Origin of the sequence: Bradyrhizobium icense, assembly GCF_001693385.1 — a bacterium.
GTDB lineage: Bacteria > Pseudomonadota > Alphaproteobacteria > Rhizobiales > Xanthobacteraceae > Bradyrhizobium > Bradyrhizobium icense.
Window position 1 is genome coordinate 371,919 of the sequence record NZ_CP016428.1, and the last position, 15,542, is coordinate 387,460.

Consider the following 15,542-nt stretch of genomic DNA (forward strand, 5'->3'; position numbering starts at 1 on the left):
CTACCTTTGGATGGTGTGTAGCAGATTCTGCACCAATCAATCCCTTAGATCTTGCTTCCTAGGGGTGCAAAGAGATGCGCGCTTCCCTCAAACCGAGTGTTTGCCTCGCCAAACGCCGCAATCTGCAAAACAAAAACGGCCGGGTCACCCGACCCGGCCGCTCCAAACTCCGATCCGCCGATTTAAACTTCGCTCAGCTCGCCTTCTTCACGAACGCGGGCTTGCCGACCTTCTTCTCGATCGCGCGCTTCAGTTCGAGGGCGCGGGGGGAGAGGACGTCGGCTTTGGCCTTGAGGAGGTAGGCATCGAGGCCGCCATTGTGGTCGACGCTCTTGAGCGCGTTGGTCGAGACGCGCAGGCGCACGTTGCAGCCGAGCGCGTCCGAGATGAAGGTGACGTTGGCCAGGTTCGGCAGGAAGCGCCGCTTGGTCTTGATGTTGGAGTGGCTCACCTTGTGGCCCACCTGGGGGCCCTTGGCCGTCAGTTCGCAGCGCCGGGACATTTCGAAAAATCCTCTTCCATCCCCGCCATGGCCAAGCCGCTTCTCGCGGGCACCGCGGGGGTCCAAAATCGCGTCCATTTCCAGGAACCGCGGACGTATAGGGGGAGACGGCCACGGGGTCAAGGTTGTTGGGCCGGTAAAGGAGCCCCGTCCGGGGCTCAAGCCCTAATTCTGACGCGCTTTCTTCACGCGAAACCGGAAGTCCACTTCGCTTGAAAACGCTATGGTTCGTAACGGCTGGTTTACCAGGGGTTCCAGCCACTTAAGGGACCATATAAAGGGCGTAATCCGCGCCGACACCATGGCTTTCGAAAAAGAACCGGCCCCGAGCCCCCGCAAGCGGTGGGCGGCCAGGGAGAGGTCGGGTAAAGGCGTCGTTTTCGCGAAAACACGCGTTGTTTGCCGGATATTTTTGCCTAGATGAACACCCAATCGCGCCGATCCCGGGATTTTTCATTCGTGACCGCCAGATGCGCCGTTTCGCGCCAAACCCTTTCCGCAAGGTTCGGCCTCGTTGCCGGCCTGTGCGCCGCCGCGTGGGGCTTGCTCGCGCCGCAACAGGCCTCCGCGCAGGGGCGGCTGGATGCGCGTTATGAGGCGACGCTGGCGGGCATCCCCGTCGGCAAGGGAAGCTGGACCATCGAAATCGGCGACGACGTGTTTTCGGCCTCCGCGCAAGGCGGCACCGCCGGCCTCTTGAAGGCGTTTTCCGGCGGCACCGGCTCCGGCGCCAGCCAGGGCCGCGTCATCAACGGCGCGCTGGTCGCGAACGCCTATACCGCGACCACCACCACGCAGAAGAAATCCGAGACCATCCGCCTCGTGCTGGCAGGCGGCAACGTCAAGGATTTTTCGATCGACCCGGCGCCGCCGGTCGATCCCGGCCGGATCGTCGTCACCGAGGCGCACCGGAAAAACGTGCTCGATCCCATGACCGGCTCGATGCTGCGCGTGCCGGGCAATGGCGAGCTGATGACGCCGGATTCCTGCCGCACGGGCGCGGGGATCTTCGATGGCCGCATGCGCTACGATCTCAAGCTCGACTACAAGCGCATCGAAACGGTGAAGGCCGAAAAGGGCTATCACGGCCCGGCGCTGGTCTGCGCGATCTATTTCAACCCGGTCGCGGGCTACATCCCCGATCGGCCCGTCATCAAATATCTCGCCGCCGAGCGGCGGATCGAGATCACCTTCGTGCCGATCGCCGGAACGCGCGTCCTGGTTCCGTACCGCATGACCATCCCGACGCCGTTGGGCCTGGCGATGCTGGAAGCGACGTCGTTCGTGACGACGGCGATGCCGCCACGGGTGGCGAAGACGAATTGAGGCCCATAGTTTACCGTCGTCCCTGCGAACGCAGGGACCCACAACCACAGGCGGTCATTGTTTCGGGCGGTCGTAGTGCCCGCTGCCTGCAAATTGCGCGGCCGCGGCGTATGGGTCCCTGCGCCCGTGCGCAATTGCGCACTAGGCAGGGACGACGGGGGAATGGAATCCGCCTTGACTCTTCCCCGCTTCTGATTCGACTCGGTCGCCTCGAACTTTTTAAGAAATTGGTCCCGAAACCGTTGCTTGTGGAGCCGCTGTAAACTTGATCTAGTGCCACCGGGTGCACTTCAGCGCGAGATGTTGCGGTGAACGTATCGGGTCTCGGGAGGAGTCAGCGATTCGGACGCGATTCGTTCCAGACTCGTTCCAGAGCTTAAGCCGCGACCGCATCACCGTCGCAGAATGAAACAGAATCGGCGCCATTGACGCCGAACGACCGAAGGGCTTCCGTCATTGCGAGGAGCGTAAGCGACGAAGCAATCCATTCTTTCTTTGCGGCTCGATGGATTGCTTCGCTGCGCTCGCAATGACAGCTCGAGCGCCTGCGAATCCAAGAAACACCTGCACAGAATGGCTTTCTCTCCTTCCACGTTCGCAACCGATCGCGCGCCCGGCGCGGGCGTTACTGCCGTGCTCGGGCCGACCAACACCGGCAAGACCCATCTCGCCATCGAGCGCATGCTGGCGCATTCGTCGGGCGTGATCGGCCTGCCGCTGCGGCTGCTCGCGCGCGAGGTCTACAACAAGATCGCGGATCGCGCAGGCACCGAGGCGGTCGCGCTCGTCACGGGTGAAGAGAAGATCAAGCCGAAGAATCCGCGGTACTGGGTCTCCACGGTCGAAGCGATGCCGCGGGATCTCGACGTGAGTTTTCTGGCCGTCGACGAAATCCAGATCGCGGCCGATCTCGAGCGCGGGCATGTCTTCACCGACCGCATCCTGCACCGCCGCGGCCGCGACGAGACGCTGCTGCTCGGCGCCGCCACCATGCGCCCGATCATCGAGCGGTTGCTGCCGGGCGCTTCGATCGTCACGCGTCCGAGGCTCTCGCAGCTCGAATTCGCCGGCGACCGCAAGATCACGCGCCAGCCGCGCCGCACCGCGATCGTCGCGTTCTCGGCCGATGAAGTCTATGCGATCGCCGAACTGATCCGCAGGCAGCATGGCGGCGCGGCGGTCGTGCTCGGCTCGCTGTCGCCACGCACGAGGAACGCGCAGGTCGCCATGTTCCAGAACGGCGATGTCGATTATCTCGTCGCCACCGACGCCGTCGGCATGGGGCTGAACCTCGACGTCGATCACGTCGCCTTCGCCTCCGACCGCAAGTATGACGGCTATCAGTTCCGGCGGCTCAATCCGGCCGAGTTCGCGCAGATCGCCGGCCGCGCCGGGCGCGCGACGCGTAACGGCACCTTCGGCACCACCGGCCGCTGTGCACCGTTCGAGCCGGAACTGGTGAACGCGCTGCAGAACCACACGTTCGACAGCGTCAAAATGCTGCAGTGGCGGAATTCGAGGCTGGATTTTTCCTCGCTCGGCGCGCTGCAGGTGTCGCTGGCGCTGCCGCCGGGGCACGACGCGCTGACCCGTGCGCCGATTGCCGAAGATTTGCGCGTGCTCGATCATGCGGCGCGCGATGGCGAGGTGAGGGAGATGGCCCACGGCGCATCGGCCGTGGAGCGGCTGTGGGACGCCTGCCAGATCCCGGATTACCGCAAGATCGCGCCCGCTGCCCACGCCGAGCTCGTGACCACGCTTTATGCATTTCTGATGCAAAAGGGTCGGATACCTGACGCATGGTTCGCCGCCCAGGTCGACCAGGCCGACCGCGTTACCGGCGATATCGACACGCTGTCGGGCCGGATCGCGCAAATCCGCACCTGGACCTTCGTCGCCAACCGGCCGGACTGGCTGTCCGACCCCGATCACTGGCAGGGGATCACCCGGGAGGTGGAAAATAAATTGTCCGATGCGCTGCATGAACGCCTTACGGAGCGTTTCGTTGACCGGCGGACCAGTGTATTGATGCGCCGCCTGCGGGAGAACTCAGTTTTGAATACGGAAATCGGCAAGACCGGCGAAGTGATTGTTGAAGGCCACACGATCGGCCGGCTCGATGGATTTACCTTTGCGCCCGATGCGGCGGAAGCCGGCTCGGACGCCAAGGCGCTGCAGGCCGCCGCCCAGCAGGTGCTGGCGAGCGAGATCGACGCGCGCGCCGGCAAGCTTGGCGCCGCGCCCGACGACCAGTTCGTGCTGACCTCTGACGGCACCATCCGTTGGACCGGAGATGCGGTGGCAAAGCTCGTTGCGGCCGACGACGCGCTGCATCCGCGCATCCGCATCATTGCCGACGAGCGGCTGTCCGGTGCGTCGCGCGAGGCGGTGCAAACGCGGCTCGATCTGTGGCTGAAGACGCATATCGAAAAGCTGTTGGGTCCGCTGTTCGGGCTGTCGAAGGCCGAGGACATCACCGGCATCGGGCGCGGCATCGCGTTCCAGCTCGTCGAAGCGCTCGGCGTGCTGGAGCGGAGCAAGATCGCGAGCGAGATGAAGGATCTCGACCAGGCCTCGCGCGCCAGCTTGCGCAAATACGGTGTGCGCTTCGGCGCCTATCACATCTATTTTCCGGGGCTCCTGAAGCCTGCAGCCCGTGCGCTGGCCTCGCTCTTGTGGGCCGAGAAGCAGGACAATGTCGATATGTCCGCGCTGTCGGGCGCGCAGCATCTGGCGAGCTCGGGCCGAACCTCGTTCCCGGTCGACAAGCAGCTCGCCCGCGATGCCTATCGCGTGCTCGGCTACCGTCAGTGCGGCGAGCGCGCGGTGCGCGTCGATATTCTGGAGCGGCTCGCCGATCTCATTCGTCCCGCGCTGGCCTGGCGCGAGACCTCGCCCGGCGAGAAGCCGGCCGGTGCGTTCGACGGCCGCGGCTTCGTGGTGACGCAGGCGATGACCTCGCTGACGGGATCCGCCGGCGAAGATTTCGCCTCGATCCTGCGCGCGCTCGGCTACCGCATGGACCGCCGCCCGCCATTGCCGCCAAAGCCGGCGCCGGAGGTGATCGTCGAGACGGTCTCCGCCGAAATGCCGCCGGTCGAGGCTGCTGCCGAAACCACGACGCAGACGCCAGCGGAGGAAGTCGCGGCCGAAGTGCCGGTGTCGAGCGAACCGGTATCGTCGGCGTCGCTGCTGCCCGAGGTCTCGCTGGCGCCTGCTGCCAGTGAGGAGCCGGCCGCTGCGGCTGAAGCCGCGCCCGCCGAAACCACGCCGGCGGAAGCCGCAATTCTCGACGCGCCTCCGGAACAGGAACCGGGAGAAGCGATCAGCGCTGCGGAGGCGGCGGCCGAACCCGAAACTGCTAGCGAAGCGCCTGCTGAAGCCGAAGCGCCTGCAGAATCCGCTGAAGCCAAGCCTGAAACGGAAGCCAAGTCTGAAACGGAAACCACGCCAGAGGCGAAATCCGAGACGCCGGCGGAGCCCGCGCTCGTCGAAGTCTGGCGGCCCGGCGGCCGTTCCGACGAGCGGCGTCCGCATCACGACCGCAACCGCCAGCGCCATCATCGCGCGGGCGAAGGCGCGCAAGCGGCAAGCGGCGAAGGAGAGGGCGCGCCGCGCGAGCAGCGTCATCGCCGCGGCCGTCGCCATGGCGAATTCAGAAAGCCCCGCGAGGGCGCACCGGCCGATGCTACGGCGACGCCGGCTGTCGAAGGCGCGCCCGCGGCTGAAGCGCGTCAGGACCGCCCGCAGCGCGAGCGCTTCGAGGGCAAGGGCCGCGACCGCGAGGAGCGCCGCGACAAGTTCGATCGCAACAAGGGCGAGCGCAAAGGTGGCCGCGACAAGGGCGAGCGCGGCGGCCGTGATTTCGGCGGACGCGACAAGGGCGGCCGCGACAAGCGCGATAGCGGTCCCTCGCACCGTCAATGGGCAACCAGTGCGAGCCCGCGTGATCGCGACCGGCCGGTCGATCCGAATTCGCCGTTTGCAAAACTGGCGGCGCTGAAGGAACAGCTCGCCGGCCGGAAGGAATAACCAAAGCGTTTTCAAGCGAAGTGGGTACCGGTTCGCGTCAAGAAAACGCGTCAAAATAAATTACGAGAGACTGATTGGAGCGGCAGCGTCTCGACAAATGGCTGTGGCATGCGCGGGTGGTGAAGGCCCGCACCTCGGCTGCCGCCCTCGTCGAGGCCGGTCACGTCCGCATCAACGGCGTGCGTGAAATGGCGCCGGGACATTCGGTGAAGGTTGGCGATGTGCTGACGATCGGGCTCGATCGCACCGTGCGCATCCTCAAAGTAGTCGGATTTTCCGAGCGGCGCGGCGATGCTGCAGCCGCGCGCGTGCTCTACGATGATTTGCAGAACGACAAACAATAACTATCTGGAAAGGGCTCGCGGGGACGCCTGAAAAACGGCCGCTAAGGGCCCGCTGCTTCCCTTGCGGCAGCGCACTGCATGCGCTACGCAAACCCCGGAAAACTGATCCGTTTCGGAGCGTTGGATGACTTACGTCGTCACTGAAGCCTGCATCAAGTGCAAATATACCGACTGCGTTGAGGTTTGCCCCGTCGATTGCTTCTACGAGGGCGAGAACATGCTGGTCATCCATCCCGACGAATGCATCGACTGTGGCGTCTGCGAACCCGAATGTCCTGCGGATGCCATCAAGCCCGACACCGAGCCGGGCCTGGAGAAGTGGCTCGAGGTCAACACCGAGTACGCCAAGAGCTGGCCCAACATCACCCAGAAGAAGGACGCCCCGCCGGACGCGAAAGAATTCGAAGGTGTCGAGGGCAAGTTCGAGAAATATTTTTCCAAGGAGCCCGGTGCCGGCGATTAAGCCTGTGGATAAGTTGAGGGTTCCTTGAGCCTTTTTTCGGCCGCAATCTGAACCGAACGCGGTTGCCGGATTTAACCCTGTTAGCCGACTTATGACGGAAACCGCCCCGTAAGGGCCCGGAACCCGGCGTAAATCATTGATTTTTGCGGAAAATGTGCTATATTGGGCACATTATAAGCCGATCCCGGCCATGCGTATCCTGTGGCCCCGGTGGGTTTCCGTAAAAACATCGAACAGGGGCGTGGCAGTTCCGCGCGCAGGCTGTGTCACAGAAAACGCGTAAAAAGAGTGCTTCCAAGACGACGAAAAAAGCCGCTCCGGCCAGCCGCAGCGCAACCAAAGGCCGTGCCAAGGCGTCCGTAAAGGATGCCAGGAAGGTTTCGGCCACAAAGTCCTCAAAGAACAAAAGAAGCGCAATGCCAGAAAAGACTGCCAAGACCGCCGCGAAAGCGACGGGTTCGAAGACCACTGCGTCGAAGGTTGCTGCCAAGGCTCCCGTCAAGACCCCTGTGAAGGCCGCTCCCCCGAAGGCCGTCGCGCCGAAGGCTCCTGCCAAGCCGGTCGCCGCCGCGCCGCGCGTCGAGGAACCGAAGAAGGTCGTGACCCAGCGTCAGGGCTTCAAGGCCAATGAATTCGTGGTCTATCCCGCTCACGGCGTCGGCCAGATCCTGGCCATTGAGGAGCAGGAGATCGCGGGTGCCAAGCTCGAGCTGTTCGTGATCAATTTCATGAAGGACAAGATGACGCTCCGCGTGCCGACCGCCAAGGTCGCCAATGTCGGCATGCGCAAGCTGTCCGAGCCGGCGCTGGTCAAGAAGGCGCTGGAGACGCTGAAGGGCCGCGCGCGCGTCAAGCGCACGATGTGGTCGCGCCGGGCGCAGGAGTACGAAGCGAAGATCAATTCGGGCGACATCGTCGCGATCGCCGAAGTGGTTCGCGATCTCTACCGCTCGGAATCGCAGCCCGAGCAGTCCTACAGCGAACGCCAGCTTTATGAAGCGGCGCTCGATCGGCTGTCGCGCGAAATCGCGGTCGTGCAGCATTCGACCGAGACCGAAGCGGTCAAGGAAATCGAAAGCCAGCTCGCCAAGAGCCCGCGCCGCGGCGCCAAGGCCGAGGCGACCGAAAGTGACGCTGAGGCCGACGAGGCCGATGTCGACGGCGACGACGCAGCCGTGGCGGATGAGGCTGCCTGAAAGAATCCCAAGGATTGAAACGAAAGGCCCGGTCGAAAGACCGGGCTTTTTGTTTGGGGGCATGGCTACAGCAGGCGATCTCCCGTCGCCCCTGCGAAAAGCAGCGGCCTATAGGCCGATATTTGCTGAGGCAAAAGGCGTCTGCCCGATGCCCTGCGACGAAGGCCGCGGCGTATGGATCCCGGAGCGCGCTTCCGCCTTCGCTCGTTGAGCTACGGCGGACAAGTCGCTTGTCCGGGACGACGAGAGGAGGGAATACGCTAAACCTTGCAGCCACTTACGCGGAAAGTGGCCCAATTTTCGACTTTTTGTGACCAGAATCGGGAGAGAACCTCCCGGCCGCATCCAGATCAACCGCAAGGGGGATTCGATGAAAGGGCAGGTTCAGAAAATCTTGTTCGCCGTTGTCATGGCCGCGCTGCTTCCAGTCAGCGCGCCGGCCGCGCAGGTTAGAGAGTGCAGCGCCGCGGTGCCCGCAAATCAGTCGGGGCATTGGTCCTGGCGCCTGATCGACGGACGCAAATGCTGGTACGCCGGCAAGACCGTGATTTCGAAATCGTTGTTGCGGTGGCCTGCCGCGGCGCCGGCGCAAGCCGAGCCCGAGGCCGCGCCCGTAAGCATCGCGACAGATAAGCGTAGCGAGCCCCTGGATGCGCAGGCGCGGATGCTCGAGGATGACAATAGTTTCGAGTCGCGGTGGCGTTCGCGTGTGACTATCGAGTAGGTATGGCTAAGCGAGCTTGATGTTCGCTTCCCTTCCCCACTTGTGGGAGAAGGTGCCCTCGCGAAGCGAGGGCGGATGAGGGTTCTCTCCGCGGAGACAGGCCCCTCATGAACTCAAGGGGAAGGCAGCGAAGAAGCGCAAGCGGGTCGAGATCCGGGTTCGCTTCGCGCCCTCAGATGCGCGAATTGCGCGTCGGAGATGACGCGCTTCGCGCGTCAATCCACCACGATCTTCACGCGATCGCGCGGCTTCACCTGGGCGTGCTGGTCGAGGCCGTTGAGGATGCGGAAGCGTTCGGCGGGGCGGTCGACGCCGGTCATGCGGTGGGACAGCGATTCCACGGTGTCGCCGGGCTGCACGGTGATGACCTTGATACGCAAGGGACGCGCGGCCTGGATTTCTTCCAGCGTCAGGCGGCGGAACGAGTTGACGGTCTCGCGCGCATTGCGCTCGCTTTCGGTGTTGCGCTGCTTGGCGGCGAAGATGAAGCGGTAGACGTCGCTGCCGTAGCGCAGCGCGTAGACCTTGAACTGCCACTGATCGCCGTTCGCCGAGGCCGAAGCCACCGGGAAACCGTTGATCATGAGGTCCTCGGTCGAGCCCTTGTCGACGCCTTCCATCCAGCCGGAATTGAGGTAGTCGGACAGCGACTGTTCGGCCGGCACGCGCACCACGTCGAAGCGCATCGCCTGCGTGCCGCCCTCGCGCACGCCGATCACGGCCTGCGCGGTGTTGTCGAGCGTGAACGTCTCGGGCGCGGCAAAGGTGAAGCCGAGTTTCGGGTGCAGGAAGCGGCGCCCGCGCACAAAGCCTTCACTGGGGTCTTCGCCGTAGACGATGTTGTCGATCGCGGCGAGATAGGTCTCGCGGTCGCGCTCGCCGCCCTGTGGCGAGGTATATTGCCGGGCGCTGGCCTGCGCGTTCTGCACGCGCTCGGGGGTTGCCGGATGCGAGGACAGGAAATCCTGCGCGCGCGGATCGAGCGAGGTCTTGCCGACCTTCAGCGCCGCATTGCGCTCCATCGCAGCGAGGAAGCGCGCCGCGCCGTAGGGGTCGAAACGGGCGCGGGCCGCAATGCTGACGCCGATGCCGTCGGCCTCGAATTCCTGCTGCCGCGAGAAGCTCGCCATGGTCAGCTTGGTCTTCGCGAGCGCCAGCGCCGTCAAATCCGGATCGTTGCTCATGTCGGTGACGACGCGCGTCACCACCGCCGCCTGCCGCGCCTGGTCCTCGCGGATCGAGGCGTGCTTGGCCAGCACATGCGCCATCTCATGGCTCAGCACCGAGGACAGTTCCGAGGTGTCGCTGGCGAGCGCTACCAGTCCTCGCGTCACATAAAGCTGGCCGGTCGGCAGCGCGAAGGCGTTGACCGCGCCTGAATTGAGGATAGTCACGCGGTAGGCCTGGTCGGGGCGGTCGGACGCCGCAACCAGCCGGTCGACGGTCTTGCCGATCAGGGTCGCAAGTTTCGGGTCATCATAGGCGCCGCCATAGGAGGCGAGAATGCGCTCATGCTCACGCTCGCTGGCCGGCGTCTGCGCGACGGTCCGGCTCGGCTTCGGCGAGGGAACCGTCGGCGCAGCGGTCTCGATCTTTCCGAGATTTCCACAGGAAGACAGTATGAGCGCGGCACACAACAGCGCCGGCGCAGCCAGAAGGCGGCAGCCCGTGGTTCCTTCGCGCCGTTCCGCACGATACGTCAAATCAGCCTCTAAGATCACGACCCGACCGGGATCGATGATCTCATCCCTCATTTTGCGCATGGTCCAAAACGAAAACCGGTGCCCAGTCTTCGGATCAAGCGCTATTTCCCGCCCAGCACCTCAATCTGCCCCACCCGGAACAACTCAATCCGTGGTCCTCCCCGCGACGAGACAATGCCCCGGACACGAATCCGTCGATTTTCGAGCGATTTAGGTCCAAGGCCGGCGCTCTCGAACGCCGGCATGATGCGCCTTGAAATAGTCGCAGCAAAGTCCCGTGTCCAGTTCCGCCCGAAATTCAGGTAGGTGATTGCCCCTGCCCGCCGAACCGACAGCACTCTGCCCTCGACCACCGTAAAGTGCCCAATCGCGGCCAGAATATCGCCCGAACTTTCAGCGTTTTTTATGGCCGTGCTTTCAGCCCAGATGCCCAATTTGGCATCCCGCGCGCCCGCTTCGGCCATCGCCAGGGCTGAAACGCAATTTTTCTCGGCTATATCGCTCGAAACGAGCGCTTCGCCGCGGCGCAGCAGTTCCGTTTGCACCGAGTGGTCCGAGCCGGCCGCGAACACGAAGGCAGCTTGGCGGCCATAGCGGTCCGGCGTGTCTTCTTCGCCATGCAGTGTCACGTCGCGGCCGCCGGCGATAGCAGATAACGCGGCTCTGCCGCTGGCCCTCTCTGCTCCGGCACGCTCGATGCCGGCGAGGCGGACCTCGCGGCCATCTTCGAGGCGAAAGCTGCGGGCATCGATCACGCTGGCCACACGGCCCTCGCCCTGCGGTTCAAGCACGCAATCGGCGGCGCCGGCGCCTCCGACGGAGGCCAGCACGAGCAACGATGCGGCGCATGCCCGGAGCGCCGCGCCATAACGACTTAGCGGACGTATCATAACGCTGCTCTCGGTCCCGCCCGTTCCGGTATGCTTGACTATCAATGGCATTGCTACCTGAGATTGCCACGCAGGGGAAGACAATGGAAGTCAACGGCATCGCACATATTTTCCTCACCGCTTCGAATTACGAACGCTCCCGCGATTTTTATCGCAAGCTGTTGCCGTTTCTTGGGCTGAGGCCGGTCATCGATAGCGAGACGACCTATTACTGCGTCGGCGGCCGCACCGCGCTGGGCATCAGCGCGCCATCGCCAGAGCACGAGGGCGTCGCCTTCGAACAGCAGCGCGTCGGCCTGCATCACCTCTGCTTCCGCGCCCGCGAGCGCGCCGATGTCGACGAACTGCACGGCTTCCTGCAGACGCTCTGCACCAAAATCATCCGCGCGCCGCGCGAAGACCATTGGGCGCCGGGATACTTACTCGATCCTGTTCGAAGATCCCGATGGCATCCGGCTCGAGCTCAACCATGTGCCGGGGAAGGGGCTGTTGGCGTGAGTGGCGCGTCTCGCGTTACACGAGCGTTTCGATTGTGCGTAGCTGTGCCGGCTGGCAACGAAGGGACTTGTCCGCCGTAGCTCGAAGAGAGAGGACGGATACCCATCATGTCTCCGCGCAAGGACTGGATGGGTTTCGCTTCCGCCTGCGCCTACGCTCAATGGCTACGGCGGACAGGCCGCAACTAGCCATCCTACGCAATGTACTCAGCGGTCGCGCTCTGCTGCGTTCTGCAATGTCAAGCGCACACAGCAATTGAGTTGTTATCATCATATCATGCGCTGCTTGGTAGCGAGCACCGTAGCCAAGCACCGCTCTTGCAAGAAATAGAGGGCCAACCGCAGCCGAATTGCTGCATCAAGGCGTGCCATGCCGGCGATCTTGGGATAAGTTTTTCCCGCCGTGGCCCAATCATCGGCCTGCTGTCAACCACACGCTCGGTGGCATCAATGCAGCAGATTGCGGACTGGCTCGAGAATCTTGGGCTTGGACAATACGCGAAGCGTTTTGCCGAGAACGGGATCGATGTCAGTGTCCTCTCCGAACTGAGGGACGAGGACTTCGATAGACTTGGGGTCCTGCTCGGCCATCGCCGTAAGATGCTTCGCGCCATCGCCGAACTCAATCAGGACGAATTGACAGCGGCTCGTCAGCATGACGCCGAACGACGCCACCTCACCGTTCTGTTCTGCGATCTGGTCGGCTCAACGGCGCTCTCGGCGCGCCTCGATCCCGAAGACATGTGGGATGTGATCCGCGTCTATCGCACCGCGTGCGCGAAAGTCATCGCTTCCTATGACGGCGTGATAGCCCGGTTTGTCGGCGATGGAATTCTCGCCTATTTCGGTTACCCCCGGGCGCACGAGGATGATGCCGAACGCGCCGTGCGCGCCGGCCTCGACATCATCCCCGCAATGAGGCAGCTCGAAACGCGCATGCACGAGCGGGTCGACGTGCGGATCGCCATCGCGACGGGACTTGTGGTGGTGGGTGACCTCACCAGCGGAGGCGCCTTCGAAGAACAGGCAATGGTCGGCGATACGCCAAATATCGCTGCCCGGCTGCAGAGCCTGGCGGAGCCAGGGGCCGTTGTCGTCGCCGCTTCGACACGCCAACTGCTTGGCGATCTCTTCACCTTTCAAAACCTCGGGCACCGCGAGGTCAAGGGGATATCAGGGCCCATCGCCGTGTGGGCGGTCGAAGGCGGCGCCGCTTCGGAGAGCCGCTTCGAGGCGGTACGCACGGCACGATCCATCGGCTTTGTCGGTCGCAAGGCAGAGATCGAATTCGTGCTCGCGCGGCAGCAACTGGCGTGGCAGGGCGAGGGGCAGGTGGTGCTGATTTCCGGTGAGGCCGGGATCGGCAAGTCGCGCCTTGTGGCATCTCTGTGCGAGAGCGCTGCGCTGGGACCGCACCGCCGGCTGCGGTATCAGTGCTCACCCTACCATTCGAACAGCGCGCTTCATCCCTTTATCGCTCAGCTCGAGCGCGCCGCCGGCATCGCTCCAGAGGACACGTCCGAGCAAAAGCTCGACAAGCTCGAGGCAACGCTTGCGCTCGGAGCGCAGCGGGTGGGCAACGCCACCCCGCTCATTGCCGCGCTGCTTTCGATCCCGACCGGCGAGCGGTATCCACCGCTGGCTTTAAATCCAGTGCAGCAGCGGCGACAGACCTTCGCTGCCCTGCTCGACCAGTTTGAGGGCCTGGCACGGCAGCAGCCACTGCTGATCGTCTGCGAGGACATGCACTGGGCCGACGCCACAACCCTCGAGCTGTTCGATCTCGCCGTCGATCGGATCAGGGGACTGCCGGTGCTCGCGCTCGCGACATTCCGGCCGGAGTTCGAGCCGCCTTGGGTGGGTCTTGCCAACGTTAGCCTGCTGCGGCTCGATCGGCTTGACCGGCGGGACACGCGCGCGCTGGTCGAGCAGGTAACCGTCGGTCGAGAGCTGCCGCGCGAGATGATGACGCAGATCGTCGACAAGACGGATGGTGTCCCGCTGTTCGTGGAAGAATTGACCAAGATGGTGCTGGAGTCGGGGCTGCTGGTGGAAGATGACGGGCGCTATCGCTTCGATAGTCCGCTGCCGCCGCTCGCCATTCCTGCGACGCTGCAGGACTCGCTGATGGCGCGGCTCGATCGGCTGGCGCCGGTGAAGGAGGTAGCACAGATAGGTGCTGCCATTGGCCGCGACTTCTCATACACGCTGCTGCGATCGGTGGCGGGACGCGATGATCTGACGCTGAGCGCTGCTCTGATGCAACTCGAAGAGGCCGAGCTGCTGGTTCGCCACGGCACTCCGCCGGAAGCGACCTACACCTTCAAGCATGCGCTCGTTCAGGAAGCCGCCTACGAGAGCCTGCTCAGGAGCCGGAGGCAACTGCTGCATAGCCACATCGGCGATGTTCTGCGTGACAAGTTTCCGATCATCGCCGAGACCGAACCGGAAGTCCTGGCGTACCACTTCACCGAGGCGGGCTTGAGCGGAATGGCCCTCGAATGGTGGCGCAAGGCCGGCCAGCAGGCATTGAGACGCTCGGCCTATACCGAGGCAATCGCACATCTCGGCAAGGCGGTTACCATCGCAGATGGCCTGCCCGATGAACCGGGCCGGACCATGAACCGACTCCAGCTTCAAATCGCATATGGCCGCGCCCTGCGCGGCAGCCTTGGCCACAGTGCCCCCGAGACGGTGGCCGCCTGGAAGCGCGCGCGACAATTCGCAACTGACATCAATGATCCGGTCGAACTGGCGCCGATCCATTCGGGCCTGTTCAATGCCTGCCTGACCCACGGCGAGATCGCGCCGATGCGGGACTTGGCGGAGACCATCATGATCCTCGCCAAGCAGCGACCGGAATCGCCGGTGGCCGCAGTCCTCGCACGCTGGACAACCGGCGTGACCTGCTGGTTCGGGGGCGACTACCTGAGCGCGCAACTGCATCTCGAGCGCGCACTCGCTGCCTATGAGGCCGATCCGGATCCGGCGACCTTCAAGGCGTCGGCGCTGGATCTGCCTTTCGTCATTATGAGGTTCCTTGCCCTGGTGCTTTGGCCGCTCGGGAGGATCGATCGATCGCGCCGGCTCGCCACTGAGGCGGTGCGTGCCACGGGAGAAACGCGAGCGCTTGCCCAGGCCAATGCACTCGTTCACAAGGCCGTTTTCGATGGGCTATGCGGGGGCATGCTGCAGGAAACGGAGACGATTTTGGCGCTCGGGCTCGCCCGCGAGCATACGATGCCGCTGTACGTTGCCGCCGGCAGTTTTCTGAACGGCCTGGCAAGGTGGCGCGGCGGCGACCGGATGGATGGGCTTGCCGAGATGCGCCGTGGCTGGACATTGCTTCACGAGAATGACTGCTACCTTTGCGAACCATTTTGGGGAATGCAGGTTGCCGTAGCGAATGCGGAGGCCGGACAGCTTGAGACCGGGCTGGAAATTTTGCGGGGGCTGATCTCCTGGACAGAACAATCCGGCCAGCATTGGCTCGATGCCGAACTTCATCGTAGTCAGGGTGAGCTGTTGCTGCGGCTTGATCCGCCTGATGTCTCCATGGCTGAAGACAGCTTCCGTCGAGCCCTGGAAATCGCGCGAACGCAACAGACGAGGACATTCGAGCTGCGCAGCGCAGTTCGGCTAGCGCAGCTCTACGGCGCATATGGCCGCGAGGGAGCAATCTCCGAGGTGCTGGCGCCAATCCTCGTCCATTTCGACGCCGAACAACATCTGCCCGAAATCGAACAAGCGGAAGCCTTGCTCAAGGGTGGGTTAGGAGCTCGGTCCAGCATTTAGCGATTGTTCTGGTGCGTTGCTGGCTCCGCGCCTTGTCGTTCATTCCGCTTAGCGGAAAACACGACAGAGC

General features: G+C 63.8%; 11 protein-coding genes. 8 read left to right on the forward strand and 3 right to left on the reverse strand.

Annotated features, from left to right (window positions below; genetic code table 11):
* Positions 1 to 193: 193 nt before the first annotated feature.
* The gene (rpmB, locus tag LMTR13_RS01805; RefSeq protein ID WP_065726432.1) at positions 194 to 502 is read right to left on the reverse strand and encodes a 50S ribosomal protein L28; all 309 of its coding nucleotides are present in this window, start codon (positions 500 to 502) and stop codon (positions 194 to 196) included.
* Between the two features lie 459 nt (positions 503 to 961).
* Between rpmB and LMTR13_RS01810 the strand changes: the two genes are divergently transcribed.
* The 6 genes from LMTR13_RS01810 to LMTR13_RS01835 all read left to right on the forward strand — a co-directional run bounded on the left by LMTR13_RS01810 (position 962) and on the right by LMTR13_RS01835 (position 8,587).
* Positions 962 to 1,828, forward strand: coding sequence for a DUF3108 domain-containing protein (locus tag LMTR13_RS01810; protein ID WP_418219749.1), 867 nt, complete (start codon positions 962 to 964; stop codon positions 1,826 to 1,828).
* A 573-nt stretch (positions 1,829 to 2,401) separates the two neighbouring features.
* Positions 2,402 to 5,860, forward strand: coding sequence for a helicase-related protein (locus tag LMTR13_RS01815; RefSeq protein WP_065726434.1), 3,459 nt, complete (start codon positions 2,402 to 2,404; stop codon positions 5,858 to 5,860).
* 74 nt (positions 5,861 to 5,934) lie between these two features.
* Positions 5,935 to 6,204, forward strand: a complete 270-nt coding sequence (locus LMTR13_RS01820; RefSeq protein WP_057842041.1) for an RNA-binding S4 domain-containing protein — start codon at positions 5,935 to 5,937, stop codon at positions 6,202 to 6,204.
* Between the two features lie 124 nt (positions 6,205 to 6,328).
* A complete protein-coding gene (gene fdxA, locus LMTR13_RS01825; protein WP_065726435.1) occupies positions 6,329 to 6,667 on the forward strand; it encodes a ferredoxin FdxA in 339 nt (112 codons plus the stop codon).
* 416 nt (positions 6,668 to 7,083) lie between these two features.
* Positions 7,084 to 7,863 (forward strand): CarD family transcriptional regulator, encoded by a 780-nt coding sequence (locus LMTR13_RS01830; protein WP_083218609.1) that lies wholly within the window; start codon positions 7,084 to 7,086, stop codon positions 7,861 to 7,863.
* A gap of 370 nt (positions 7,864 to 8,233) precedes the next feature.
* Complete coding sequence (locus LMTR13_RS01835) at positions 8,234 to 8,587, forward strand: hypothetical protein (RefSeq protein ID WP_236843260.1); 354 nt, start codon at positions 8,234 to 8,236, stop codon at positions 8,585 to 8,587.
* A gap of 215 nt (positions 8,588 to 8,802) precedes the next feature.
* On the opposite strand, the gene LMTR13_RS01840 is transcribed toward LMTR13_RS01835, so the two are convergent.
* On the reverse strand, positions 8,803 to 10,341 hold the full coding sequence (locus tag LMTR13_RS01840; protein ID WP_083219399.1) for a M48 family metalloprotease: 1,539 nt from the start codon (positions 10,339 to 10,341) through the stop codon (positions 8,803 to 8,805).
* A 50-nt stretch (positions 10,342 to 10,391) separates the two neighbouring features.
* Complete coding sequence (locus LMTR13_RS01845; RefSeq protein WP_083219400.1) at positions 10,392 to 11,180, reverse strand: thermonuclease family protein; 789 nt, start codon at positions 11,178 to 11,180, stop codon at positions 10,392 to 10,394.
* Between the two features lie 83 nt (positions 11,181 to 11,263).
* Here LMTR13_RS01845 and LMTR13_RS38605 point away from each other — a divergent pair, with 83 nt between their 5' ends.
* Positions 11,264 to 11,758 (forward strand): VOC family protein, encoded by a 495-nt coding sequence (locus LMTR13_RS38605; protein ID WP_197520983.1) that lies wholly within the window; start codon positions 11,264 to 11,266, stop codon positions 11,756 to 11,758.
* A gap of 369 nt (positions 11,759 to 12,127) precedes the next feature.
* A complete protein-coding gene (locus LMTR13_RS01855) occupies positions 12,128 to 15,472 on the forward strand; it encodes an adenylate/guanylate cyclase domain-containing protein (protein ID WP_065726437.1) in 3,345 nt (1,114 codons plus the stop codon).
* Positions 15,473 to 15,542: the final 70 nt, after the last annotated feature.